23 protein-coding genes and 1 pseudogene are annotated in these 26,492 nt (G+C 53.6%); 8 read left to right on the forward strand and 16 right to left on the reverse strand.

Features of this window, described 5'->3' with window-relative positions:
- The first annotated feature begins 6 nt into the window (after positions 1–6).
- The 3 genes from glnS to E1B03_RS08520 all read left to right on the forward strand — a co-directional run bounded on the left by glnS (position 7) and on the right by E1B03_RS08520 (position 4,023).
- Positions 7–1,674 carry a glutamine--tRNA ligase gene (gene glnS, locus E1B03_RS08510; RefSeq protein WP_103768791.1) on the forward strand — a complete coding sequence of 556 codons (1,668 nt, stop codon included), beginning with the start codon at positions 7–9 and terminating at the stop codon, positions 1,672–1,674.
- Positions 1,675–2,234: 560 nt separating this feature from the next.
- Complete coding sequence (gene chiP / locus E1B03_RS08515) at positions 2,235–3,641, forward strand: chitoporin ChiP (RefSeq protein ID WP_038638807.1); 1,407 nt, start codon at positions 2,235–2,237, stop codon at positions 3,639–3,641.
- Between the two features lie 49 nt (positions 3,642–3,690).
- Positions 3,691–4,023 (forward strand): ChiQ/YbfN family lipoprotein, encoded by a 333-nt coding sequence (locus E1B03_RS08520; protein WP_133086046.1) that lies wholly within the window; start codon positions 3,691–3,693, stop codon positions 4,021–4,023.
- Positions 4,024–4,074: 51 nt separating this feature from the next.
- Here E1B03_RS08520 and tcuC read toward each other — a convergent pair whose 3' ends face one another.
- The 9 genes from tcuC to ybfF all read right to left on the reverse strand — a co-directional run bounded on the left by tcuC (position 4,075) and on the right by ybfF (position 11,909).
- A complete protein-coding gene (gene tcuC, locus E1B03_RS08525; protein WP_133086047.1) occupies positions 4,075–5,370 on the reverse strand; it encodes an MFS transporter in 1,296 nt (431 codons plus the stop codon).
- A gap of 53 nt (positions 5,371–5,423) precedes the next feature.
- Entirely contained in the window at positions 5,424–6,563 is a 1,140-nt protein-coding gene (tcuB, locus tag E1B03_RS08530; protein ID WP_133086048.1) for a tricarballylate utilization 4Fe-4S protein TcuB, read from the reverse strand.
- Positions 6,550–7,953, reverse strand: a complete 1,404-nt coding sequence (gene tcuA, locus E1B03_RS08535) for an FAD-dependent tricarballylate dehydrogenase TcuA (RefSeq protein WP_103768795.1) — start codon at positions 7,951–7,953, stop codon at positions 6,550–6,552. Before tcuA ends, tcuB begins: the two co-directional genes overlap by 14 nt.
- Positions 7,954–8,050: 97 nt before the next feature.
- Positions 8,051–8,977, reverse strand: a complete 927-nt coding sequence (gene tcuR, locus E1B03_RS08540; RefSeq protein ID WP_103768796.1) for a tricarballylate utilization LysR family transcriptional regulator TcuR — start codon at positions 8,975–8,977, stop codon at positions 8,051–8,053.
- Positions 8,978–9,104: 127 nt separating this feature from the next.
- Positions 9,105–9,551, reverse strand: coding sequence for a ferric iron uptake transcriptional regulator (gene fur / locus E1B03_RS08545; protein ID WP_003022836.1), 447 nt, complete (start codon positions 9,549–9,551; stop codon positions 9,105–9,107).
- Positions 9,544–9,630, reverse strand: coding sequence for a ryhB-regulated fur leader peptide (locus E1B03_RS08550; protein ID WP_049259739.1), 87 nt, complete (start codon positions 9,628–9,630; stop codon positions 9,544–9,546). Before E1B03_RS08550 ends, fur begins: the two co-directional genes overlap by 8 nt.
- Before the next feature lie 210 nt (positions 9,631–9,840).
- On the reverse strand, positions 9,841–10,371 hold the full coding sequence (fldA, locus tag E1B03_RS08555; RefSeq protein ID WP_003022839.1) for a flavodoxin FldA: 531 nt from the start codon (positions 10,369–10,371) through the stop codon (positions 9,841–9,843).
- A 348-nt stretch (positions 10,372–10,719) separates the two neighbouring features.
- A complete protein-coding gene (ybfE, locus tag E1B03_RS08560) occupies positions 10,720–11,007 on the reverse strand; it encodes a LexA regulated protein (RefSeq protein ID WP_103768798.1) in 288 nt (95 codons plus the stop codon).
- A gap of 128 nt (positions 11,008–11,135) precedes the next feature.
- Positions 11,136–11,909, reverse strand: a complete 774-nt coding sequence (gene ybfF / locus E1B03_RS08565; protein WP_133086049.1) for an esterase — start codon at positions 11,907–11,909, stop codon at positions 11,136–11,138.
- Positions 11,910–12,103: 194 nt separating this feature from the next.
- On the opposite strand from ybfF, the gene seqA reads away from it, so the two are divergent.
- Positions 12,104–12,646: a replication initiation negative regulator SeqA gene (gene seqA, locus E1B03_RS08570; RefSeq protein ID WP_016152261.1), complete on the forward strand. Its 543-nt coding sequence runs from the start codon at positions 12,104–12,106 to the stop codon at positions 12,644–12,646.
- A 24-nt stretch (positions 12,647–12,670) separates the two neighbouring features.
- Complete coding sequence (pgm, locus tag E1B03_RS08575) at positions 12,671–14,311, forward strand: phosphoglucomutase (alpha-D-glucose-1,6-bisphosphate-dependent) (protein ID WP_103768800.1); 1,641 nt, start codon at positions 12,671–12,673, stop codon at positions 14,309–14,311.
- 96 nt (positions 14,312–14,407) lie between these two features.
- On the opposite strand, the gene kdpE is transcribed toward pgm, so the two are convergent.
- The 6 genes from kdpE to kdpF are packed head-to-tail and all read right to left on the reverse strand — an operon-like array spanning position 14,408 to position 22,189.
- Positions 14,408–15,085, reverse strand: coding sequence for a two-component system response regulator KdpE (kdpE, locus tag E1B03_RS08580; protein ID WP_006685492.1), 678 nt, complete (start codon positions 15,083–15,085; stop codon positions 14,408–14,410).
- The gene (gene kdpD / locus E1B03_RS08585) at positions 15,082–17,766 is read right to left on the reverse strand and encodes a two-component system sensor histidine kinase KdpD (RefSeq protein WP_103768801.1); all 2,685 of its coding nucleotides are present in this window, start codon (positions 17,764–17,766) and stop codon (positions 15,082–15,084) included. Before kdpD ends, kdpE begins: the two co-directional genes overlap by 4 nt.
- A gap of 10 nt (positions 17,767–17,776) precedes the next feature.
- Entirely contained in the window at positions 17,777–18,343 is a 567-nt protein-coding gene (gene kdpC / locus E1B03_RS08590) for a potassium-transporting ATPase subunit KdpC (protein WP_103768802.1), read from the reverse strand.
- Positions 18,344–18,351: 8 nt separating this feature from the next.
- The gene (kdpB, locus tag E1B03_RS08595) at positions 18,352–20,400 is read right to left on the reverse strand and encodes a potassium-transporting ATPase subunit KdpB (protein WP_133086050.1); all 2,049 of its coding nucleotides are present in this window, start codon (positions 20,398–20,400) and stop codon (positions 18,352–18,354) included.
- Between the two features lie 20 nt (positions 20,401–20,420).
- Positions 20,421–22,100, reverse strand: coding sequence for a potassium-transporting ATPase subunit KdpA (gene kdpA, locus E1B03_RS08600; RefSeq protein WP_133086051.1), 1,680 nt, complete (start codon positions 22,098–22,100; stop codon positions 20,421–20,423).
- Positions 22,100–22,189 carry a K(+)-transporting ATPase subunit F gene (gene kdpF, locus E1B03_RS08605; RefSeq protein WP_001670793.1) on the reverse strand — a complete coding sequence of 30 codons (90 nt, stop codon included), beginning with the start codon at positions 22,187–22,189 and terminating at the stop codon, positions 22,100–22,102. The genes kdpA and kdpF overlap by 1 nt, the downstream gene beginning before the upstream one ends.
- A 308-nt stretch (positions 22,190–22,497) precedes the next feature.
- Here kdpF and E1B03_RS08610 point away from each other — a divergent pair, with 308 nt between their 5' ends.
- The 3 genes and pseudogenes from E1B03_RS08610 to E1B03_RS08620 form a co-directional block, all read left to right on the forward strand.
- On the forward strand, positions 22,498–22,704 hold the full coding sequence (locus E1B03_RS08610; protein ID WP_003022870.1) for a YbfA family protein: 207 nt from the start codon (positions 22,498–22,500) through the stop codon (positions 22,702–22,704).
- A gap of 227 nt (positions 22,705–22,931) precedes the next feature.
- Positions 22,932–24,350 (forward strand): deoxyribodipyrimidine photo-lyase, encoded by a 1,419-nt coding sequence (gene phrB, locus E1B03_RS08615; RefSeq protein WP_133086052.1) that lies wholly within the window; start codon positions 22,932–22,934, stop codon positions 24,348–24,350.
- Positions 24,347–24,733, forward strand: a pseudogene (locus E1B03_RS08620) (Rpn family recombination-promoting nuclease/putative transposase); the annotation flags it as partial. The gene phrB and the pseudogene E1B03_RS08620, both read left to right, overlap by 4 nt.
- A 50-nt stretch (positions 24,734–24,783) precedes the next feature.
- Here the strand turns inward: E1B03_RS08620 and dtpD are convergent.
- On the reverse strand, positions 24,784–26,265 hold the full coding sequence (gene dtpD, locus E1B03_RS08625) for a dipeptide permease DtpD (RefSeq protein ID WP_133086053.1): 1,482 nt from the start codon (positions 26,263–26,265) through the stop codon (positions 24,784–24,786).
- Positions 26,266–26,492 lie beyond the last annotated feature (227 nt).

Consider the following 26,492-nt stretch of genomic DNA (forward strand, 5'->3'; position numbering starts at 1 on the left):
TCCACGATGAGTGAGGCTGAAGCCCGCCCGAGTAACTTTATTCGTCAGATCATCGATGAAGATCTGGCCAGTGGTAAGCACACCACTATCCATACACGTTTTCCGCCGGAGCCAAATGGCTATCTGCACATTGGCCACGCGAAATCCATTTGTCTGAACTTTGGCATTGCGCAAGATTACCAGGGCCAGTGCAACCTGCGTTTTGATGATACGAACCCGGTTAAAGAAGATATCGAGTACGTTGAGTCGATTAAAAACGACGTTGAATGGTTAGGTTTCCACTGGACTGGCGACATTCGCTACTCTTCGGATTACTTCGATCAGCTTCACGCCTATGCGGTAGAGCTTATTAATAAAGGTCTGGCGTATGTTGACGAACTGTCAGCGGACGAAATCCGCGAATACCGCGGCACGCTGACCGCGCCGGGTAAAAACAGCCCGTTCCGCGATCGTAGCGTTGAAGAGAACCTGGCGCTGTTTGAAAAAATGCGTGCCGGTGGTTTTGAAGAAGGTAAAGCCTGCCTGCGCGCGAAAATCGATATGGCTTCGCCGTTTATCGTAATGCGCGATCCGGTGCTGTACCGCATTAAGTTCGCCGAACACCACCAGACCGGCAACAAGTGGTGCATCTACCCGATGTACGACTTTACCCACTGCATCAGCGATGCGCTGGAAGGCATTACGCATTCACTGTGTACGCTGGAGTTCCAGGATAACCGTCGTCTGTACGACTGGGTGCTGGACAACATCACTATTCCGGTTCATCCGCGCCAGTACGAATTCTCGCGCCTGAATCTGGAATACACCGTGATGTCCAAGCGCAAGCTGAATCTGCTGGTGACTGACAAGCACGTTGAAGGCTGGGACGATCCGCGTATGCCGACGATCTCTGGTCTGCGTCGTCGTGGTTACACCGCTGCCGCTATCCGTGAGTTCTGCAAACGCATTGGCGTCACCAAGCAGGACAACACCATTGAGATTGCTTCTCTGGAATCCTGTATTCGCGAAGATCTGAATGAAAATGCCCCGCGTGCGATGGCGGTTATCGATCCGGTGAAACTGGTTATCGAAAACTACCCGCAGGGCGAAAGCGAACTGGTCACCATGCCTAACCATCCGAATAAACCGGAAATGGGTAGCCGTGAAGTGCCGTTCAGCGGTGAAATTTGGATCGATCGTGCAGACTTCCGTGAAGAAGCGAACAAGCAGTACAAGCGTCTGGTGATGGGTAAAGAAGTGCGTCTGCGTAACGCTTACGTGATCAAGGCTGAACGTGTCGAGAAAGATGCAGAAGGAAATATCACCACCATTTTCTGCACCTACGATGCCGACACCCTGAGCAAAGATCCGGCCGATGGCCGTAAAGTAAAAGGCGTTATTCATTGGGTGAGCGCATCCCATGCGCTGCCGATTGAAATTCGTCTGTACGACCGCCTGTTTAGCGTGCCAAACCCAGGTGCGGCGGAAGACTTCCTGTCCGTTATCAACCCGGAATCTCTGGTCATTAAACAGGGCTACGGTGAGCCGTCGCTGCAGGCTGCGGTTGCAGGCAAAGCGTTCCAGTTCGAACGTGAAGGCTACTTCTGCCTGGACAGCCGTTATGCAACGGCTGAGAAGCTGGTGTTTAACCGCACTGTAGGTCTGCGCGATACGTGGGCTAAAGCAGGCGAATAAGCCGCAACACATCCTGTCTAAACGCCGCGTCATGCGGCGTTTTTTTTCGCAAAAAAACCGTGCGCCAGGCTCCGTTTGCGGAGCGAATTAATTACATGTCTGTAATAATGGATTGGTTGAATGTTTTTGCGTTTAAATAACTTATCTCAATATGAAATGGTCTGAAACCGATTTCATCTCCATGGAAAACAAGCGATTTTTTCATTTTTTCAACGCTTTTTTATCTCCCAATGAAAATGTAACAGAAAGCAATGAAATATGTGCGGTTGCTCATACTATTACATACTCGTTACAGAAAGAGATTGATAATTCGCGTCGCGAAAAATAGTCTATTCATTGTAGTCACTGAGGTTTTCTTGGCGCTACTTTTTTAATTTTTGTTTTTTCGCTGACCGCTTTTATCGGCAGCATTTAATACCCAATGGATTTCGAGTTGCATCAAGGCGGCGACGCAGCGAATTCCCGGGAGCGTACATCAGTACGTGACTGGGATGAGCGAGGAAAGTCAACGCAGATGCGGCTTGAAAGACGAAGGGTTATACGTCAAAGAGGATTAACATATGCGTACGTTTAGTGGCAAACGTAGTACGCTGGCGCTGGCTATCGCCGGTATCACAGCAATGTCGGGTTTCGTTGTCGCTCCCCAGGCTCACGCCGAAGGTTTCATTGATGACTCCACTTTAACCGGCGGCATCTATTACTGGCAGCGTGAGCGTGACCGTAAAGATGTGACCGATCATGACAAATACAAAACCAACCTTTCTCACTCCACCTGGAACGCCAATCTCGACTTCCAGTCCGGTTATGCGGCCGATATGTTTGGTATTGATATCGCAGCATTCACCGCGATTGAAATGAACGAAAGTAGTGAAAGCGGCCATCCAAACGAAATCGCATTCTCTTCAAAAAATAAAGGCTATGACGAAGATTACTCCGGCGATAAGAGCGGAATTAGCCTTTATAAAGCAGCAGCCAAGTTTAAATACGGCCCAACCTGGGCGCGTGCCGGTTACATTCAACCAACCGGACAAACGCTATTGGCTCCGCACTGGAGCTTTATGCCAGGAACCTATCAGGGTGCTGAAGCCGGTGCCAACTTCGACTATGGTGATGCTGGCGCACTGAGCTTCTCCTATATGTGGGCCAATGAATATAAAGCGCCGTGGCACACCGAAGTCGATAAATTCTATCAGGCTGATAAAAAGACCAGCGTCGATTACCTGCATTCAATCGGCGCGAAATATGACTTCAAAAATAACCTGTTGCTGGAAGCGGCATTTGGTCAGTCTGAAGGCTATGTCGATCAGTACTTCGCGAAAGCCAGCTACAAATTCGATTTAGGCGGTAACCCGTTTACCACCAGCTACCAGTTCTATGGCGCGCGTGACAAAGTTGATGATCGCACCGTGAACGATATTTATGACGGTACAGCCTGGCTGCAGGCGTTGACCTTCGGCTACAAAGTGGCGGAAGTGGTTGACCTGCGTCTGGAAGGGACCTGGGTTAAAGCAGACGGTCAGCAGGGTTACTTCCTGCAGCGTATGACGCCGACCTACGCCTCATCAAACGGTCGTCTGGATATCTGGTGGGATAACCGTTCCGACTTTAACGCCAACGGCGAAAAGGCAGTCTTCTTCGGTGCAATGTATGATCTGAAGAACTGGAACCTGCCGGGCTGGGCGGTGGGCGCGTCCTACGTTTACGCATGGGATGCTAAGCCATCTACCTGGCAGCTCAACCCGGATGCGTACTACGACAAAAACCGGACTATCGAAGAATCCTCTTACAGCCTGGATGCGGTCTATACCCTGCAGGACGGTCGTGCGAAGGGCACCATGTTTAAACTGCACTTCACCCAGTACGACAACCACTCAGACATTCCGAGCTGGGGCGGTGGTTACGGCAACATCTTCCAGGATGAGCGCGACGTGAAATTCATCGTTATCGCTCCGTTCACCATCTTCTAATGCCAACAGCGGCAGGCCGGGCGCCTGCCGCATCGTTGAGGAAAGTGCTATGAAAAAACTGATACTCATCGCCGTTATGGCATCAGGGCTGGTGGCGTGTGTGCAATCTCCTGCGCCGAAAGAAGACAGCCGTCTTAAGGAAGCCTACAGCGCGTGTATTAACACCGCTCAAGGATCGCCGGAGAAGATCGAAGCCTGCCAAAGCGTGTTGAATGTGCTGAAGAAAGAAAAGCAACACCAGCAGTTTGCCAATGAAGAAAGCGTACGTGTACTGGATTATCAGCAGTGCATTCAGGCCACGCGCACGGGCAACGATCAGTCTGTTAATGCCGATTGTGACAAAGTCTGGCAGGAAATTCGTAGCAAGAATACTGCGCAGTAAATCGAGAAATGAAAAAGACGACGGGCGGAGAATTTTCCGCCCGTTTGCATTTCAGAGCTTATGTTCCACTGGTTGGTAGCCCCGACTCAGTCGAACAAACAGCATTGCTGTGGCGGCGAGTCCGCAAAGTGCCGCGCACATCAGCCACCATCCCGGTGAGCTTTTATCCCCGGTTAGCTGAACCAGCGCTGTGGAAATGACCGGCGTTAGGCCGCCAAAAATCGCTGTGGCAAGACTGAATGCCAGTGAAAAGCCCACCGTGCGCACATAGACCGGCATCACCTCGGTGAGTGCGGCTACCATTGCCCCGTTGTACATGCCAAAAAAGAACGAGAACCAAAGCAGGACCAGCGTCATACGCGTAAAATCTGGTGCGGCGGTGAGCCAGTGCATTACCGGCCAGGTGGTGATCAGTGCGAGTAGGGTAATCCCCATTAACACCGGACGACGACCAATTCGGTCAGAAATTGCCCCGCCAATCGGCAGCCAGATAAAGTTAGAAATACCGACCAGCATGGTGACGACCAGGCTTTCACGGGCGCTCAGGTGGAGTACAGCCCTGCCGTAGGTCGGGGTATAGACGGTAATGAAGTAAAACGTGGTTGTGGTCATCGCTACCAGCAGCGTACCTGCTGAGATAAGACGCCAGTTTTTGAGGATAGTGGTGAAAATCTCCCTGGTGTCGGGACGGTGCGTGCGTTGTAAAAATGCATCGGTTTCCTGAAGCGAGCGGCGGAGCACGAAGATCAAAGGAATAATCATGCAACCAATAAAAAATGGAATACGCCAGCCCCATTCAGAGATCTCATCGTGCCCCAGCGTGACGTTCAGGCCGTAGCCAATCAACGCCGCCACCACAATGGCGACCTGCTGGCTGGCGGACTGCCAGCTGGTGTAGAAGCCTTTGTTGCCAGGCGTGGCGATTTCAGAGAGATAAACCGAAACGCCGCCCAGCTCTACGCCCGCAGAGAAGCCCTGTAATAATCGGCCGAGTAATACCAGAACAGGGGCCAGCAGACCAATACTTTGATAACCGGGTACCAGGGCAATCAGCAGGGTACCGCAGCCCATAATGGCCAGCGTCACCATCAACCCTTTCCTGCGACCAATTCTGTCGATGTAAGTGCCCAGCACAATTGCGCCAACGGGCCGCATTAAGAAACCTGAGCCAAAAACAGCAAAGGTCAACATTAGCCCGGCAAATTCACTCTCCGCGGGGAAGAACGTCTTCGCGATATAGGTGGCGTAAAATCCGAACAGAAAAAAGTCGAACTGTTCGAGAAAATTACCGCTGGTTACCCGCAGTATTGCGCCGAAAGTTCCGGCGCGCGATGGTTGTTGTGTCATTGGGTTTGCTCCACTGTCTTATCATAATATTTATAGAGGTAAGAGTTTGCGGGTTAGTCTCCTGTGACCCCCGCCTGTTTGCCGCGTCGTTTCTCAATCGCCCACTTGAGTAAAGCTGCGCAACGGTAAAATCCATGGGCAAATTTTCCATAAGGAATGGTCAGAAAGAGAGCCATGACCACGCCGAGATGAACGGCGAGCAAAATAGCCATCCACGAAGTATCTCTTCCCGCCAGCAGCGCTAAGCCGGTCAGGCTGGTCAGCAGCAGTAGCAGAATAAAACCGCGATCCATCGGTTTTTGCCGTGCGTCGCCATGTAGCGGTGAGCGCTTTAGATTGAGCCATAGCAAGCCAGCCGGACCGACAACCAGGCCAATGCCGCCTAATGTGCCCAGAATTACCGGAACGCTGAAGAACGGATAGGGCGCTTCAATACCAGCGAAGTAGTGATAGCCCGTCGCCACCACGGTGGCGGCAAAGCAGAGCATAAAACCGTAAAAGGTGAAGTGATGGAAACGGCGGCGCATTAGGGTGAAGGCATCATCTGCTTCGTTACACCCTTTGCCGTGCCCACCATCGAGATACTTCAGCGTCAGCGCATCATGTGAGGCTTGAGCAATTTCGACGGAATGTGGCATACCGGGAGAGATCTCGCGCCAGAAGCGGATAACGCCCGCCATTAGTAGACCTATCGCCAGAATGAATACCGAACCAAACATCCAGGCCAGCAGGTTATGCGGGAAAATTTGATAGAAATCCCCGGCCAGCGGAGGATGGAATAACGAGCCAGTTAAACCGATGGCGAGGAGTAAAAACAGGATCAAACCGAAAACCAGCGCCAGCGTCACGGTGACGCCTGCGCGACGATAAAGCGCGCCAAAGGCGGCGGGTTGCGCGTAGTGCTGATAGGTTTCGAGCCGGACTTCCGCCATGGACTTCGGCACGTTGATGGCAAATTCATGAGGCGGGGCATACTGGCAGGCGTGCAGGCAGGCGCCGCAGTTATGGCACAAGTTCGCCAGATAATTGATATCGGCTTTACCGAATTCCAGGCGCTGCGTCATTGCCGGGAACACGGCACAAAAGCCTTCACAATAGCGACAGGCATTGCAGACCTGCATCACACGTTCAACTTCCGCTTCCGGTTCGGTGATAATTTGTGCTTCGATGATCAATTTCTCAAGCTGCTTCATGACGTGTCTCCTTACCTGCGGCCAGCGCGGCTTCTTTTCCAGCGATACGGCCAAAGGTCGTGCCGATTGACATGCCCACGCCTGCGGTGTAGCCCTTGCCCAGCACGTTGCCCGCCATCATCTCTCCGGCGACGAACAGGTTGCGGCTTGGCTGACCGGCAAAGTGAACGGCAGCGTGCTCGTTCACTTTTAATCCGAGATAGGTAAAGGTGATCCCTGGCCGCAGGGCATAGCCGTAGTATGGTGGCTGGTCCAGCGGTCGCGCCCAGTGTGTCTTCGCGGGGATTAAGGCGTTCGTCGTACAGTTATCCAGAACCGTATGGTCGAACTGACCTGGCTGGCAGGCGTTGTTGTATTCCGTCACGGTGTGGGTTAAGCGTTCGGCATTCAGCCCTAACTGATGAGCCAGATCCGCCAGCGAATTGGCCTGTGCGCCAGGAAAAACCGGTGGCATGAAGTGGCCGATGGCTTTACTGTCGATGATGGAGTAGCCAATCTGTCCTGGCTGTTGGGCGACCAGGCGTCCCCAGATGGCGTAGCGTTTGGGCCAGAAATCTTCGCCTTCATCATAAAAACGTTCAGCGTCACGGTTGACGACTATGCCGAGCGAAACGCAGTCCACGCGGGTACAAATCCCGCCGTCATATAATGGCGCTCTGGCGTCAATGGCTACGCAGTGTGACTGGGAGGGTTCGCCAATAATGTCCGCCCCGGCATCCATCATAAATTTGAGCAGTACGCCCTGATTAAAGCGCGTGCCGCGAATCAGGAAGTTATCCGCAGGCCACTCGCCGCGGGCGTTCTCTCCCCACGCTTCTCGTAGCCATTCACGGTTAGATTCAAATCCGCCAGCGGCAAGTACGCAGGATTTCGCAGTAATACGCTCTTCGCCTGCCAGCGCTGCCACGAACTCACCGTTGTGCAGCTCAAGCGCCTGCACTGGCGTGTTATAGCGGATTTGCACGCCCAGTTTTTCTGCGCTGCGATAATAGGCATTGACGAGGGCTTTTCCACCGCCCATAAAAAAGGCGTTGGTTCGCGCCACGTGCAAAGCGCCAGAGAGTGGAGGTTGAAAATTCACGCCGTGCTGGCGCATCCAGTCGCGGCATTGTGAAGAGGTGCGGATTACCAGGCGAGCCAGGGCTTCGTTGGTATTCCCTTCAGTTACGCGCTGTAGATCTTGCCAGAATTCCTCTTCCGGATAGCTTTCTACCAGCACATCCTGCGGTGCATCATGCATACAGCGCAGGTTACGTGTGTGTTGGGAATTTCCCCCGCGCCATTCCCGGGGGGCAGCTTCGAGCAGTAAAACGGAAGCCCCTTGCTCCCGGGCGGTAAGGGCAGCGCATAAGGCGGCATTGCCACCGCCAATCACCAGAACATCAACCATCGTATACTCCATTACCATTTAACTAATTGTTAAATTTGTAATTGAAATGTATACGCACAGCTTGTGCGGGCGCTATGACGTGGTGCTAAAGAGGGGTTTAGTTATTGTAAAGAATGGCGCCTGGCCAGCTTCCTGCTTCCACCAGTTGATGCATCACTTTCGTCAGCACCACGCGGGCGGCGAGGCCCGCCGGGGTGAGCTCATCGTCAGAGAGGCTCACCAGAAAGTTAGGGCGGCTAAGTACTGGATTATGGACGCCGATCACTCTTAGCGTCTCTTTATCGAGATGAGAAATCGCCGCACCGGGCTGGAGGGTGGCACCGATTCCGCTGCGAACGGCGCGCATCAGCAGCGCCAGACCATCAATTTCTGTGGCAATCTCAATGCTCAGCGCGTGTTCCTGAGAAATCGCCTCCAGCCTGCCGCGCAGACCGTGGCCGGGGCTTGGCATTATCAATGGAATTCTCGCCAGCTGGGCTGGCGCAATATTATCCTCGACAATATCAGCGAGTAGGGCATGAGTCCCAATCAAAAACAATCGTTCTTCGAGGATGGGTCTGGCGCTCCAGCGCAGGATCTTTTCTTTTTGAAACACCACAGCCAGATCAATCTGGCGGGTGTTTATCATCCGTTCCAGATTGCCAGAGAGACTTTCCACCACATGCAGGCGAACATCGCTATAGCTTTCCCGCATGGCGTTGATGAAGGGCATGCCGAGAACGGAAGCGGTACTGGGAGCCATGCCAACACTGACGTGCCCGGAAAGCCGGGACTCTCGTGCGGCGAGGATCGCATCGTCTGCGTGACGGAGCGCCAGCTGCGCTTGGGAATAAAAGGCCAGTCCGGCGCTGGTGGGCGTCACGCCTCGCGAGGTGCGCTGCAGCAGGCGAATAGCGAGTTCATTTTCCAGACGCGACATTTGCTGGCTGAGTGCCGAAACCCCGATGTTGAGATCGAGCGCTGCGCTCCCCATGCTGCCGGTTTCTACAATGCGTACAAAATAGCGTAGCTGGCGAAGTTCCATTTCGACTCTCCGGAAGGGCAATTGATTTTTACATTAAAGCAACGCAGGAGCAGAGGGAAGGGGAAAGGGGCTGATAACGCCCATAAAAAAAGCCAACCGGATGGTTGGCTTTTCAGAATGCATCACATTATTTGCCGTCGTGGGCGTGCTCATCTTCACGGCAATCGCCTTCGGCACAGTGACCGTAAAGATAGAGGCTATGGTTGGTTAAACGAATACCATGCTTAGCCGCAATCTCACGTTGGCGGGCTTCGATAGAATCATCGCTGAACTCAACCACTTTACCGCAGTCGAGGCAGATGAGGTGATCGTGATGATGCTGTTGAGTCAGTTCGAAGACGGATTTACCACCTTCAAAATTATGGCGGGTCACGATACCGGCATCATCAAACTGGTTCAGCACACGATACACGGTCGCCAGACCAATCTCTTCACCCATATCGATCAGGCGTTTGTATAAGTCTTCCGCACTGACGTGATGGTTATCCGGTTCCTGAAGAACTTCCAGAATTTTTAAACGAGGAAGCGTTACTTTCAGGCCAGCCTTCTTTAATGCGGTATTGTTGTCAGTCATGCGGAATCTGTCCTGTAGCTAAACGATTCACTTCATTAACAGAAGTGACAGAAATTGCACTTGAGATAATGCGATTCATTATAGAACTGCCATGGCTAAATGAAAACTGCAAGTCTCTGGCATATATTGTTAATCAAAACGTGGTATCGCCGACAAACACACTGTGCAACACCCGATTGGCATCCAGCCATTGTACAGGGTCAGACGAAAAAGTTACAAATTTGTAGCAATTATTTTGATTGGTTTTATCTATTGATGCGGCGCAGATGGATTTCTGCGCCGCACGAAATCAGGCATTGATGATTTCGTCGAGGTGCAGCTCTTCAGAGATCTGCTTAACCCATTTTTCTACGCGTTCTGCGGTCAGTTCAGGCTGGCGATCTTCATCGATAGCCAGGCCAACAAAGTGGTCGTCGTCAGCCAGACCTTTGGACGCTTCAAAGTGATAACCCGCCGTTGGCCAGTGACCGACGATGGTTGCGCCGCGCGGTTCGATGATGTCGCGAATTGTACCTAACGCATCGCAGAAATATTCTGCGTAATCTTCCTGGTCGCCGCAGCCGAACAATGCAACCAGTTTGCCGTTAAAATCAATGTCTTCGAGGGTAGGGAAGAAATCGTCCCAGTCACACTGCGCTTCACCGTAGTACCAGGTTGGGATGCCGAGCAGCAAAATGTCATACCCTTCCAGGTCTTCTTTGCTGCTTTTTGCAATGTCATGAACATCGGCAACGTCTTTACCAAGCTGTTTTTGAATCATTTTTGCGATGTTTTCGGTATTACCGGTGTCGCTGCCGAAAAAGATGCCAGTGATTGCCATGAGTAAAATAACCTCTTGAAACTTATTGAAATGGTGGTGGCGCATTGCCCACGGATAAGGGCAATCATAGCAGAACAGTCAGGCATGCGGAAACAGCAAACACGCGGGACTGCACTCTGTGCTACACGATTTATGATTTTTACCCGTCATACTTCAAGCTGCATGTGCGTTGGCTTTCCTCGCTCACCCCAGTCACGTACTTATGTACGCTCCTGGAGATTCGCTGCGTTGCCGCGTGATTCGGCCTTACGGCCTCACCCCTTCGGGGCCAGCGCAAGCGCTGTTCAAAACGGCCAGGGCGTTTTGTCCTGCAACTTGAATTATTTAGGGTTAGAGCAGAAATTCAGACTAAGCCTGACCGCGCAATGTGCTGAGTTGGTTCATCAGCATCTCTTCGATGAGTTCACTGCGACTCATGTTGCGCGCCTCGGCCAGCTCGTTCAGAGCGTCAACGGCATCAGCATTCAGTTTCAGTTCGACACGCTTAAGCCCGCGAACTTTATCGCGTTTAAGCTGATTACGTTTGTTAATACGTAACTGTTCATCACGCGAGAGCGGATTAGTTTTGGGTCGTCCCGGGCGACGCTCCTGCGCGAACAGATCTAATGTCGTACGGTCCGTTTGTTCTTTGGCCATGATCTTGGTGACTTCGGGGAAACAATCAGCCAGGCGTCTGCCCGGATGGATAGCGCGCCATAATACATCAGCAGGGGAGACACGCCAACGCCCGCGCACGTAATCGCGCGCAGACGCTGAGTTTTTAATCAGTTAGCCTGCTCGTCCAGATAACGACGGATGGCACGCAGTACCGCCTCCGGTTTTTCCGCATGCACCCAATGACCTGCGCCAGCAATAACGTGCGCCCGAGCCTGAGGGAATTGCGCCAGCAGTTGTTCGCGATACGCTTCGGTAACATACGGTGAGTTGCCGCCAGGTATAAACAGCGCCGGGTGCTCCCACGCCGGAATGGTCTCCCAGCCGACGATATGGGCATATTGATCCCACAGCACGGGAACGTTAAAGCGCCACTCGCCGTCAACGAAGGATTTCAGCAGAAACTGGATAACGCCTTCTTCTTGCAGATGCTGACGCATGACGCTCGCCGCCTGCTGACGTGAAGCTGCCTGTGCATCGGTTACGGCATTGATTGCCGCAAAAATCTCATCGTGACGGCGCACATGATAGTCAACTGGCGCAATATCAATAGCCACTAGCCGTTCGACACGCTCCGGGGCCAGCGCGGTCAACGCCATGACGGCTTTTCCTCCCATTGAGTGACCAATAAAGATCGCTTTTTCGATTTGCCTGTCGTTCAGCGTATCCAGCAGGTCTTGCGCCATGGCCGGATAATTCATCTCAGGCGAGCGAGGGGAGAGGCCATGATTTCGCATATCAACCTGGATGATATCGTGATCGGCCACCAGGGAGCGCGCCAGGATCCCCAGGTTATCCAGACTGCCAAACAGGCCGTGAACCAGGACGATGGGAGAATTATTGTGCAGGTTTTGCGCAGATTGCGCTCGGATATTCAATTTCATGGCAAAGTTCTTTTTTTCACACTCACGGGTTAGGGTATCATGTTGACCATTCTGCCACATGGCTGCAACAACTACGGTTACTCCGAGTTTTGTCAGCCACCAGGCTTGACGCTATCCGCTGTTGGGATTTGCCTTTACACTACGCGTGTTGACCCCAACAACTTGTATTCAGCTAAACACTGCACTGGATTAAGATGAAAACGATTGAAGTTGATGATGAACTCTATAGCTATATTGCCAGCCACACCAAGCATATCGGCGAGAGCGCATCCGACATTTTACGGCGTATGTTGAAATTTTCCGCCGCATCACAGCCTGTCACTCCGGTAGTTAAAGAAGTCCGCGCTGTGCAAGCCGTCGTGGAAGCCAAGCCGGTTAACCCCGTAAAAGATAAAGTGCGCGCCATGCGTGAACTGCTGCTGTCCGACGAATACGCGGAACAGAAGAAAGCAGTAAATCGCTTTATGCTGGTGCTGTCTACACTCTATTCACTGGATCAAAACGCGTTCGCTGAAGCAACGGAATCGTTGCATGGTCGTACGCGCGTTTATTTTGCAGCGGACGAACAGACGCTGCTGAAAAATGGTAATCAAACCAAACCTAAACACGTGCCAGGCACGCCGTACTGGGTGATCACCAATACCAATACCGGCCGTAAATGCAGCATGGTTGAGCACATCATGCAGTCAATGCAATTCCCTGCGGAATTGATTGAAAAGGTTTGCGGAACAATTTAATCCTTGCATTAGAAGGACCAGGCAATGGCAATCCACAACCGTGCAGGTCAACCTGCGCAACAGAGTGATTTGATTAACGTCGCCCAACTGACGGCACAGTACTATGTACTGAAACCAACGGCAGGGAACGCTGAGCACGCCGTCAAATTCGGTACGTCCGGACATCGCGGCAGTGCAGGTCGTCATAGTTTTAACGAGCCGCATATTCTGGCTATCGCTCAGGCGATTGCTGAAGAACGTGCGAAGAACGGGATTACTGGCCCGTGCTATGTGGGCAAGGATACCCACGCGCTGTCTGAACCGGCTTTTATCTCTGTACTGGAAGTGCTGGCGGCGAACGGCGTTGACGTCATTGTGCAGGAAAATAACGGCTTTACGCCAACGCCTGCCGTGTCGAATGCTATCCTGGTCCACAACAAAAAAGGCGGCCCGTTGGCTGACGGTATTGTGATCACGCCGTCCCACAACCCGCCGGAAGATGGTGGCATTAAATACAATCCGCCAAACGGTGGTCCGGCAGATACCAACGTCACCAAAGTGGTGGAAGACAGAGCCAACGCGCTGCTGGCTGACGGCCTGCAAGGCGTGAAGCGTATGTCGCTGGACGCCGCGCTGGCATCAGGTCATGTAACAGAGCAGGATCTGGTTCAGCCGTTTGTTGAAGGACTGGCTGACATCGTCGACATGGCGGCGATCCAAAAAGCGGGTCTGACGCTGGGTGTCGATCCGCTGGGCGGTTCCGGTATCGAATACTGGAAGCGTATTGCTAAGCACTACAACCTGAACCTGACTATCGTTAACGATCACGTTGATCAAACTTTCCGTTTCATGCATCTCGACAAAGATGGCGCCATCCGTATGGACTGCTCCTCCGAGTGCGCGATGGCGGGCTTGCTGGCGCTGCGCGACAAGTTCGATCTGGCCTTTGCCAACGATCCGGACTACGACCGTCACGGCATCGTCACCCCGGCTGGGCTGATGAATCCGAACCACTATCTGGCGGTGGCGATCAACTACCTGTTCCAGCACCGTCCGCAGTGGGGCAAAGACGTTGCCGTTGGTAAGACGCTGGTGTCCTCGGCGATGATTGACCGCGTGGTGAATGATTTAGGGCGTAAACTGGTCGAAGTACCGGTTGGCTTCAAATGGTTCGTTGACGGTCTGTTTGACGGCAGCTTCGGCTTTGGTGGTGAAGAGAGCGCGGGGGCTTCTTTCCTGCGTTTTGACGGTACACCGTGGTCGACCGACAAAGACGGCATCATCATGTGCCTGCTGGCGGCAGAAATTACCGCTGTGACCGGTAAGAACCCGCAGGAGCACTACAATGAGCTGGCTGCTCGCTTTGGTGCGCCGAGCTACAACCGCCTGCAGGCGGGCGCGACCTCCGCGCAGAAAGCGGCGCTGTCTAAGCTGTCTCCGGAAATGGTGAGCGCCAGCACGCTGGCGGGCGACCCGATCACTGCGCGTCTGACGGCGGCACCGGGCAACGGTGCTTCTATCGGTGGTCTGAAAGTGATGACTGACAACGGCTGGTTTGCCGCGCGTCCGTCCGGCACGGAAGACGCTTATAAAATCTACTGCGAGAGCTTCCTGGGTGAAGAACACCGCAAGCAGATCGAAAAAGAAGCGGTTGAGATCGTCAGCGAAGTATTGAAGAACGCATAAACCGCAGGCCGGATAAGACGCTAGTGTCGTCATCCGGCATGAATGATGAAAAGCCGGATAGCGTATTAGCTGATCCGGCTTTTTTTCGGCTTAGATTCACGGCATAAACCGATAGCCAATCCCGGTTTCGGTCAGAAAATGACGCGGGCGAGCCGGGTCCAGTTCCAGCTTCTGGCGCAGGTGTCCCATGTAAATTCGCAGATAGTGACTGTGTTCGACGGCGTTTGGCCCCCAAACCTGATTTAACAACTGGCGTTGTGTCAGTACCTTCCCGGCATTATTCAGCAATACCGCTAACAGGCGAAACTCAATCGGCGTCAGATGAATCTCTTCATCACCACGATGTACGAGCCGGGCGGCGATATCTACTTTTACGTTGGAAAAATGCACCACCGGCTCGGGAGACGCGCCGCTGGCATGACGACGCAATGCTACGCGCAATCGCGCCTGTAGCTCGCCAATACCAAAGGGTTTACTGAGATAGTCATCGGCACCGGCATCCAGCGCAGCAATTTTATCGCTCTCTTCGCTGCGGGCTGAGAGCACTATTACCGGAATAGCGCTCCATTGCCGCAGGTCGCGAATAAAATCAATGCCGTCGCCGTCTGGCAGGCCGAGATCGAGAATGATGAGATCGGGTTTTCGCGTGGCGGCTTCCAGCAGACCACGTTGCAGCGTTTCCGCTTCATATACACGCAGGCCATCAGCTTCCAGCGCGGTACGCAGAAAGCGGCGGATGGCCTGTTCATCTTCAACAATCAGTACGTTCGTCACATATCCTCATGAAAATCTTCAAGTTCAGGGGGGATTTCCTGGGGCAGTGTAACACGGAAGCTCGCTCCTCCCTGCACGCGATTGTGGACGGAAATCGTACCGCCGTGCACGTCCACAATGGCCTGACAAATTGCCAGTCCCAGCCCAACGCCCGGTACCGATGACTCTTTGTTTCCCCTGGAAAACTTGTCAAAAACTTGCTGTTCCATACCTGATGGAATACCCGGTCCATTATCCCAGACGTCCAGTTGCAGGTGCTCGCCATCGACGCTGGCGTCAATGCCGATTTGTGCCTGCGGACCTGCATATTTGACGGCGTTTTCCAGCAGGTTAATCAGCACCCGTTCAAAGAGCGGACCATCGACGTGGATAAGCGTTAACGGTGCAGGTAACGACAGATTAATCGGGGCAGAGAGTCCTGGCTCCAGCATCTGCAGGGCGCTGCCGACCACTTCTTCCAGCGTTAACCACTCCTTCTTAAGATTAAAGCCGCCAGACTGAATTCGCGCCATATCGAGCAGGTTATTTACCAGCCGGGTTGTATTCAGGACGTGCTGGCGAATTTCGCTGGCCTGGCGTGCGTGCGGCGATCCTTCACTTGCCAGATCCAGCGTCAAGATCTCTGCCTGACCGAATAGCACCGTCAGCGGCGTACGTAAATCGTGGGACAGGGCGGCGAGCAGGGCATTGCGAATGCTTTCACGTTCGCTGGCAAACCGGGCCTGCTCTTCGCTGGCGGTCAGCGTCAGTCGTTCCAGCGCACTGGCGACCAGTAGGGTAAAGGTTTCCAGCAGGCGTTGCTGTTCGGGGATCATCAGTTGGCGTAAATTTCCCGGTTCCACCACCAGCAGCCCATGTGTTTTATCGGCACTTTTTAACGGTAAAATTTGATACGGCACGCCCGGTAAGGTGTCAGTACCCGCACCGGCTGGTTGCCCTTTATCAAAGCTCCATTGGGCAATGGCATCATCCCACGGCGTCATCCCTTGTTGATGGGTGAGAGGAGCCAGTTTACCGTTCTCACCGGGCAGTAAAACCTGGCTGCGGGCCTGAAATGTTGAAGCGATAAACTGTTCGCTGGTGGCGGCGATATCCGTCTGGCTGCGACCAACGGCCAGCGCTTTCGACATCTCATATAAATGGCGCGTGCGCTGTTCACGATAACGCGCTACCCGCGCCTGATAACGCACCCCGGCGGTAAGATTACCGATAACCAGCCCTACCGTGAGCATTACGGCAAAGGTCAGCAGGTACTGGACGTCGGAAACGGCCAGCGTCCCGCGTGGCGCGATAAAGAAGAGATCGAAACTGGCGACGTTAATAAAGGTTGCCAGCACTGACGGCCAGCGTCCGTAAAAGAGCGCGATAACCACCACGCCCAATAAATAGAGCATCACCAGGTTGGCGGCGTCAAAGGCCATCAGCCACTGCATGGCAATCACTGTAATGATGGCGCACAGCGCGACGGCAACCACGCAACCCTGAATTTGTACCCGCCATTTATCCTTAAAGGTACGGGTATCTGCCGTTTGCAGCACCGGGCGTGAAGGTGGCTCGTCGAGCGCAACAATCATCAGGTCGAGATCCGGTGCACGATGGGCGAGTTTGTCGGCAAAGGAATCGCTGCGCCACCAGCGACGCGTGGTCGGACGCCCGAGGACAATTTTTCCCAGATTATGCTCACGGGCATAGCGGATTACCGCTTTGTCTTCGGCGGGATCGGAAAGGGTGGCGGTTTCTGCGCCTAACTCCTGGGCCAACCGCAGAGCGCTTAGGATTGCCCGACGCTGTTTTTCAGGCAGTCGGTGTAGCGCGGGCGTTTCGACATACACCGCATGCCAGACGCTGCCAAGACGCGCCGCCAGACGAGCGGCGGCACGTACCAGTTTTTCGCTGCCGGTATTGTGTCCTATGCACAGTAAAATGGCGTCGCGGGTATGCCAGACTTTTTCTTCTCCCGGACGTCCACGCCAGGCGCGCATCTGATCGTCTACCCGATCGGCAGTGCGGCGTAGGGCCAGTTCACGTAGCGCGATCAGATTACCTTTGCGAAAGAAATGCTCGATGGCTCTTTCCGCCTGACCGGCGATGTAGACCTTGCCCTCGTTCAGGCGCTGGCGCAAATCATCGGGAGGAAGATCGACCAGCACGACATCGTCGGCGGCATCGAAAAAAGGATCGGGGACGGTTTCGCGCACCTGAATGCCGGTAACGCCGCTGACCACATCATTGAGGCTTTCCAGATGCTGCACGTTGACGGTAGTAAAAACGTCAATACCGGCTTCCAGTAGCTCTTCAATGTCCTGCCAGCGTTTTGGATGGCGCGAGCCTGGCGCATTACTGTGCGCCAGTTCATCCATTAATATGAGCGCCGGACGGCGGGCTAGCGCCGCGTCGAGATCGAACTCGCTGATATGACGACCATGGCGCGCCTGACGCTTTAGCGGCAGGATGCTGAGACCGTCCAACAGCGCGGCGGTCTCTTTACGTCCGTGGGTTTCTACCACGCCAATCAGCACATCTAATCCCTGCGCCCGCAGCCGCTGGGCCTCTGCCAACATGGCCCAGGTTTTGCCGACGCCCGCACAGGCGCCGAAGAAAATTTTCAGTTTTCCCCGGTGCGGGGCGGTGGTCTGCTCCAGCAGGCGATCGGGGTCGGGGCGTAAGGGTTCGCTATGCATGTCCTTTTTCTCAGTGCTTATCCAGCGCTAAATTAAGTTCCACCAGGTTCACCACCGGCTGGCCGATAAAACTCACCAACGGCTTTTGCGTGTATTGTGCAACCAGGCGCGTGACTTCTTCAACGCTAAGGTTGCGAGCTTGCGCCACGCGGGGGATTTGCCAGGCCACCGCGGCGGGCGTCAGGTTGTTATCCAGCCCGCTGGAAGACGCTGTTACCAGCTCTACCGGAACGGCAGGATTTGCCTGCGGGTTGGCGGCACGCAGCGCGGCTATCCGGCTTTGCAGCTGTTTATCCAGTTCCGGGTTGCTGCCTGCCAGATTACTGCCGCCTGAAGCCATTGGATTATAGGGCATTTCTGCCGTGGCAGAGGGGCGTCCCTGGAAATAACCGGCCGCAGTAAAATGTTGCCCGATGAGCTCAGAGCCGCGGACGATCTGACCTTCACGCAGAAGCGAGCCGTTAGCCTGGTGGGGAAACCACCACTGCCCCAGCGCGGTGGTCAGCAACGGGTAAGCCCCGCCGGTGATAAGCATCAGGAAAATCAATGTTGATAATGCAGGACGTAATCCACTCATCTGAAACCTCACACCAGACCCAGCAGGGTCAGCAGTAAATCAATTGCTTTGATACCGATAAACGGCACAACCAGACCACCCAGACCATAGATCCACAAATTGCGGCGTAGCATCGCGGAGGCGGATAACGGTTTGTAACTCACCCCTTTAAGCGCCAGTGGGATCAGAAAGACGATAACCAGCGCGTTGAAGATAACCGCGCTGAGGATCGCCGAGTCCGGCGAATGCAGACCCATCACGTTAAGCGCATTGAGCTGTGGGTAGGTGGCGGCGAACGCAGCCGGGATAATGGCGAAATACTTCGCCACGTCGTTGGCGATACTGAAGGTGGTCAGTGAACCACGCGTCATCAGCATCTGTTTACCAATGTGCACCACTTCAATCAGCTTGGTGGGGTTGGAGTCGAGATCCACCATGTTGCCTGCTTCTTTCGCCGCCTGGGTGCCGGAGTTCATGGCGACCGCCACGTCGGCTTGCGCCAGCGCCGGGGCGTCGTTGGTTCCGTCGCCAGTCATCGCCACCAGACGACCTTCCGCCTGATACTGACGAATCAGCGCCAGCTTGGCTTCCGGTGTGGCTTCAGCTAAAAAGTCATCCACCCCGGCTTCAGCGGCGATCGCGGCGGCGGTCAGACGGTTGTCGCCGGTGATCATCACCGTTTTAATTCCCATTTTGCGCAGTTGGGCAAAACGTTCTTTAATGCCACCTTTCACGATATCTTTCAGGGCAATCACGCCCAGCACGCGAGAGCCTTCGGCCACCACCAGCGGTGTAGCGCCAAGGCGAGCGACGTTTTCGACCTTCTGCTCTACATCGGCGGGAAAATGGCCGCCGTTGGCTTCAACGTGACGACGAATCGCATCGACCGACCCTTTGCGGATCATACGGTTGTCGATGTTGATCCCGCTCATTCGGCTTTGGGCAGTAAAGGGTACAAAGGTGGCGTGCAGCGATTGCACGTCGCGAATACGCAGATTAAAACGCTGTTTAGCCAGGATAACGATGCTGCGGCCTTCCGGCGTTTCATCGGCCAGCGATGAAAGCTGCGCGGCGTCGGCCAGCGTTTTTTCGTCCACGCCGTGGGCGGGCAGAAAATCCGAAGCCTGACGGTTACCCAGCGTAATGGTGCCGGTTTTATCCAACAGCAGTACGTCCACGTCACCCGCAGCTTCTACTGCACGTCCGCTGGTGGCGATAACGTTCGCGCCCAGCATGCGGCTCATCCCGGCGACGCCAATCGCAGAGAGCAGCCCGCCTATCGTGGTGGGGATCAAACACACCAGCAGAGCAACCAGTACCGTGACGCTGACCGCGCTCCCGCCCCAGGCGGAGAACGGCCACAGGGTGGCGGTCGCCAGTAAAAAGATAATGGTCAGGGCAATCAGCAGAATCGTCAGGGCAATCTCATTGGGCGTTTTTCGCCGCTGCGCGCCTTCAACCATGGCGATCATCCGGTCGAGGAAGGTTTCACCGGGGTTTACGCTGCATTCGATAACCAGCCAGTCGGAGAGGATGCGGGTCCCGCCGGTGACGGAGGCGAAATCGCCGCCGGATTCACGAATCACCGGCGCGGACTCACCGGTAATGGCGCTTTCATCTACCGATGCGCCACCTTCGATGACCTCGCCGTCACACGGGATAATATCGCCCGCTTCTACCAGCACGATATCCCCTTTACGTAAATCATCGGCAGGAACGTGATCCATAGCCGCGCCGTATTTGGGTTCGCGAAGTTTGCGGGCAAAGGCGGTTTTTTTAACACCTTTCAGACTGTTAGCCTGCGCCTTACTGCGTCCTTCCGCCAGTGCTTCTGCAAAGTTGGCGAACAGAACGGTAATCCACAGCCACAGACTTATCGCGCCGGTAAACCATGGATTGCCCTGCATATGGCTTGTTGCCATCGCGACTGTTAACAAGGTGGTTAACAGGCTGCCCAGCCAGACGATAAACATCACCGGGTTACGCCACTGGGTATGTGGGCTTAATTTTTTCACGGCGTCCATCAGCGCCTGTGCGACCAGAGACGGTTCGAACAGCGCCAGTTGCTTGCGACTCATAGTAATGTACTCCGCATCACTCAGTGTAATGACAGGTATTCTGCGACCGGGCCAAGCGCCAGGGCAGGAACAAAGGTGAGAGCGCCAACCAGTAACACCGTACCGATTAACAACCCGACAAACAGCGCGCCGTGGGTAGGCAGTGTGCCAGGGCTTGCTGGCTGGATCTTTTTACTGACCAGCGACCCGGCAATTGCCATCACGGGAACGATCACGCCGAAACGTCCGAAGAACATGCACAGAGCCAGCAGGCAGTTCCAGAACGGAGTGTTGGCGCTTAAGCCGGCGAAGGCGCTACCGTTGTTGTTCGAAGCAGACGAAACGGCGTACAGCACTTCACTAAAACCGTGGGGACCTGGATTAAGCATGGCGCTGCGCCCGGCATCACTCATCATGGCGATAGCAGTACCGATCAGTACCAGCGCAGGGGTAACCAGAATCGCCAGCGCGGTCATTTTCATTTCACGCACGTCGATTTTCTTACCCAGATACTCCGGCGTACGACCAATCATCAGCCCGGCGATAAATACCGCCAGTAGTACAAACAGCAGCATGCCGTACAGACCTGAGCCGACTCCGCCGAAGACGACCTCGCCAATCTGCATTAGCCACATCGGCACCATCCCGCCCAGCGCGGTGAAGGAGTCATGCATCGCATCGACTGCACCGCAGGATGCGGCTGTTGTGACGACTGCAAACAGACTCGTGGCCAGCACGCCAAAGCGGCTCTCTTTACCTTCCATGTTGATGTTGCTGTCTGCACCGAATGCCATCAGGTGTGGATTACCCTGAACTTCAGCCCACATCACGACGGCCACGCAGACCACAAAAATCAGCGACATGGCCCACAGCAGGGTCCGGCCCTGGCGGCGATCGCCCACCACATCACCAAAAGCAAAACACAGTGCAGTGGGAATTAAGAAAATGGCCAGCACCTGTATCAGGTTGGTTAGTGCGGTTGGGTTTTCAAACGGATGCGATGAGTTAGCGTTAAAGAAACCGCCCCCATTAGTACCGAGCATCTTAATCGCTTCCTGTGAGGCGACGGGTCCCATCGGCAACAGCTGTTTTACCCCTTCGAGAGTGGTGATGGGTTGATAGGGCAATACATTTTGCAGCGTACCTTGCTGAATGAAGAACAGGGCAATGAGCACTGCAATAGGGACCAGGATCCACAGCGTAATGCGAATCAGATCGACCCAGGCGTTGCCCAACGTGTTCATACTCTGGCGCGTGAAGGCGCGGGTTAGGGCAAAAATCACCGCAATGCCTGTCGCCGCAGACAGGAAGTTCTGCACGGTCAATCCGGCCATCTGGCTGAAGTAACTTAAAGTGGTTTCGCCAGCATAGGATTGCCAGTTGGTATTAGTGACAAAACTCACCGCCGTGTTGAGCGCCAGATCCCACGAAAGCCCCGGCAGTTGCTGAGGATTTAACGGCAGCAGGTTTTGTGTCATGAGCATCAAAAACAGGACCAGCAGACCCAGAATATTGAGCGCGAGGATTGCCAGCAGATACTGCCGCCAGTTCATCTCCTGCTGCGAAATGCCTAAACCGCGCCAGAGCAAATGCTCTACGCCGGCGAGGCCCGGCAGGGATGTATTGTTGATCAGTCGGGCCAGCCCGAACCCCAGCGGTCTGGCGATGACAAACAGCACCAGCAAGAAGCTGGCAATAAGTAAAAATCCTTGGGCCGCCATCAGAACGCCTCCGCATTTATCAGGGCATACACCAGGTAACCTAATAATAAAAAGACCAGCACAATGCCGGTTATCACGCCTGCACTCACGGTGCACCTCCAGTGGCATAAATGTGATAACCAGAGCGTAGGTTTTTGCTTGCAAAGATTTCGCAAAAATCATCAGGCGGGGTGTAAAAAAAGTATAAAAATGGCAAAGACCATTATTTAACTAATGGTTAGTATTAATTTAACTTTTATGTAACTTAATTACGAATTTAAGCTAAATGGAGCATCAATAGATAAAAATAAGTGGTCGGATGAGTAGCAAAATTACACACAAGGCGGTATTATTTTCATCAGTTAACCAAGTTTATTTTTCCGGTGCGATTCACCGAACAGATATATGGGAGAGGATTATGGACTTTTATAAAGAGTATCCAGCACACATTGTTTTCTTACGCCGTACCTTTGCCGTTGTGGCGGGCGTGCTGGCGCTGCCGGTCATGCTGTTCTGGAAAGACCGCGCCCGTTTTTACAGCTACCTGCACCGCGTCTGGTCTAAAACCAGTGATAAACCGGTGTGGATGGAACAGGCTGAAAAAGCCACCTGCGATTTCTACTAAGTTATCGTTGTTACTCAAGAAAACCGCTAACAGCAATGTAGCGGTTTTTTTATACCCCGACGTCTACACTTATCTATGTAGCGGACATTGATAACTTTCAACGGCAGATACAACAACTGCTTGCACCATTGATGCGCCTCAAACACTATTTGACGAAATACCTGAACGTCTGGTCACCAGACTTCAGCGCTGATTCGCCAATGATTTATTTTTATTACGGGAGTGTTATGACCACGCATCTGGTCTGGTTTCGGCGTGATTTACGCCTGCATGACAACCTCGCGCTGGCGGCGGCTTGTCGGGATCGTTCTGTACACGTTTTGGCGCTCTACATCTCGACGCCTGAACAGTGGAAGGCACACGATATGGCCCCTCGTCAGGCGGCATTTGTTAGCGCGCAGTTGAATACGCTACAAATGGCGCTGGCAGAAAAAGGCATTCCGCTTCTGTTTCATGAAGTTGCCGATTTTGCGACCAGCGCGGAAACCGTTAAAAACGTCTGCGCACAGCATGGTATCAGCCGCTTATTTTATAATTATCAATACGAAATCAACGAGCGTCAGCGTGATGCCGCCGTCGAAAAGTCATTACCCCATGTGGTGTGCGAGGGGTTTGACGACAGCGTGATCCTGCCTCCTGGGGCGGTTATGACTGGCAATCATGAGATGTATAAAGTCTTTACACCGTTTAAAAATGCGTGGTTGAAGCGGATTAAAGACGGTGTTCCTGAATGCGTTAGCGCGCCGAAGGTGAGAGAAAGCGGTGCTCTTGATACGCCGCTAACATCAATCACGCTGAGTTATCCGCAGCAAGATTTCGATGCGCAGGTGTTTGCGCCAGAAGAAAAATCAGCTATCGCGCAATTACGTCATTTTTGCCAGCAGGCCGTAGGAGAATATGAGCAACTGCGTGATTTCCCTGCGATTGATGGTACCAGTCGATTATCCGCGAACCTGGCGACGGGGGGATTGTCGCCGCGCCAGTGTCTGAATCGACTGCTCGCGGAGCAGCCGCAGGCACTGGAGGGCGGAAAGGGCAGCGTCTGGCTGAATGAGCTTATCTGGCGCGAATTTTATCGTCATCTGATGACGTATCATCCGGCGCTGTGTCGGTATCAACCCTTTATCCGCTGGACCGATCGCGTGCAGTGGCAGAATAATCCGGCGCATTTGCAGGCCTGGCAGACGGGGAGTACGGGGTATCCAATTGTGGATGCGGCGATGCGTCAACTCAACGCCACGGGCTGGATGCATAATCGATTACGCATGATTACGGCCAGTTTTTTAGTGAAGGACCTGCTGATCGACTGGCGTAAAGGCGAGCAATATTTTATGTCGCAACTGATCGATGGCGACCTGGCAGCCAACAACGGCGGCTGGCAGTGGGCGGCCTCAACCGGAACCGACGCCGCGCCGTATTTCCGTATCTTTAACCCCACGACTCAGGGCGAAAAATTTGACCGTGACGGTGAGTTTATCCGCCGGTGGCTACCGGAGCTGCGCGACGTGCCGGGAAAAGCCATTCATGACCCGTGGACGTGGGCTGAAAAAGCGCAGGTGACGCTTAATTATCCTCGTCCGATTGTTGATCATAAACAAGCAAGGCTGGCGACGCTGGCGGCATATGAGACGGCGCGTAAGGGATAGCGTTGCCAGAACTCATGCAAAAGCATATTCGTCAGCGAGATTTGATGGGGTTGATTGATCAGTTGGCCGTGCTGTTACTTACGGGATGTGCTAATGACACGCAGTTGCAGGCGATGTTTAATTACATTCTTCGAGCCGGCGATGAATCTCGTTTTAATGAATTTATGCAAGAAATGGCACAACGGATCCCCCACCACAAGGAGAGGCTGATGACTATTGCGGAGCGGTTACGCTTAGATGGATTACAGGAAGGTCTACAACAAGGCAAACGAGAAGCCGCATTACGTATCGCGCAAACAATGTTGGAGCAGAAAATAGATCGCGAAATGGTGCTACTGGTTACAGGTCTTTCAGAAGAGGATTTAGCTGTAAGCCATGCGTAATCCCCAAAAAAAACAGGCCCGAATCTTCTCACATCATCGGGCCTGTAAACTCAGGACTCTACCGCTAGCGGACGGTTTCTGAACTTAAGCGACTGGTACAGCCAAATCAGCAGCACCAGCACCACACAGGCCAGCGCCCCCCAGGTAATTTCGCTAAAGACATCAATATATGCATTGATGGAATAGTTGATAGCGCCAGCCGCGTCAAACGAGCCTTGTGAGGTCTGGTCGGCAATAACGCCTGCCAGATAGTTGGCGATGGCGCCGGAAAGCAGCATATAAATACCGGTTAATACACCGGTTACACCGGGGATCTCAATACGTGTAATTTGCGACATTGCCACCGGGTCGATAAACAGTTCGGCAAAGCCCATAATCGCCAGCCCCAACACCATTAGCGGCATGGAAGAGTGGCCGTAAGCTGCGGACCAGCGGGCGCTCAAGGTCAGAATGCAGAATCCGGCGCTCATTAAACCGAGGCCGAGGGCGAATTTACCCCAGATACGTACAGTACGGTTGCCGCCAACGCTTTCTTTGACTACCCAGGCCAGTACGATACCGCACAGCATCACGGCAAAGGCGTTAACCGACTGGAACATTGCGGTAGGGACGGAATATCCCAGAATATCGCGATTAACAAAGCGGTCGATATACAGGCTAATCGAGCTGCCGCCCTGTTGTGCAAAGGCCCAGAACAACAGGCTGAAGAAGGTCAGCGTGACGATAAGTCCCAGCTCTTTGCGCTGCTTCTGAGTCTGCGCCTGGCGGTAAATCTTCGCCAGAACAGCAAGACCAATAACAGTGGCAACGATTAATGCGTAAACGGACCACTCTTTCCAGAACAGGACAGTAATCAACAGCGGTGCTGCAACCAGCAGGACTAACAGCCAGGCCCAGTTTGGCAGCATGTATTTTTTCGCACACAGGACGGTCTTGTTGACGCCAGTGGTATGGGCGAAATGGCGATTACCGCATAAGAAAATCACCAGGCCTGCCAGCATGCCAATTGCGGCCAGCGCAAAACCCATCGCCCAGCTGTACTCTTCCTGCACGTAGCCGCAGGCAATGGGGGCGATGATTGAACCAATATTCCCGGCAGCGTAGAGCAGAGAGAACCCACCGTCGCGGCGCGGATCCTCAGGCTGATACAACTCGCCCAGCAGGCAACTGATGTTGGATTTAAACAGACCGTAGCCGCAGACAATTATCGCCAGAGACAAATAGAGGAACGCCGGGGCCATTTCGTTGGCGCCCAATACCAGATGTCCCACTGCCATTAAAAATGCGCCGATCATCACCGCCATTCGGTTGCCGAGCACTTTATCTGCCAGGTATCCCCCGAGAATGGGAGTGACGTAGACCAGCGAACAGTAGGCGCTGAACAGTTCATATGCGTGATTATCGTCGTACTTAAGCTGGTTAGTGAGATACAGGATCAGCAGCGCACGCATGCCGTAAAAACTGAAATATTCCCAGATTTGTAGCGCGACGACGTAATAAATCGCCCGTGGTTGAGATGCTTGTTTATTCATTATTTTCTCGAAGTAAATGCCTCGCGACAGGCTGAAAGTGCTGTGCGAGTGTGTTTCCTTAAAGTTGTAACTTTGATACAGATCTGATTATTTTTGCAATATGCTGTCTGATTGCATAAATATACATGAATTAGATCGCGTAGTGGTAAGCAAATCATGTTCAAAGCGGGGGGGATTGTTTCTTGATGTGTCAGTGAAATGGCTATCGACGAACGCAGGCGAGGACG

The organism is Citrobacter arsenatis (genome assembly GCF_004353845.1).
Taxonomy (GTDB): Bacteria; Pseudomonadota; Gammaproteobacteria; order Enterobacterales; family Enterobacteriaceae; genus Citrobacter; species Citrobacter arsenatis.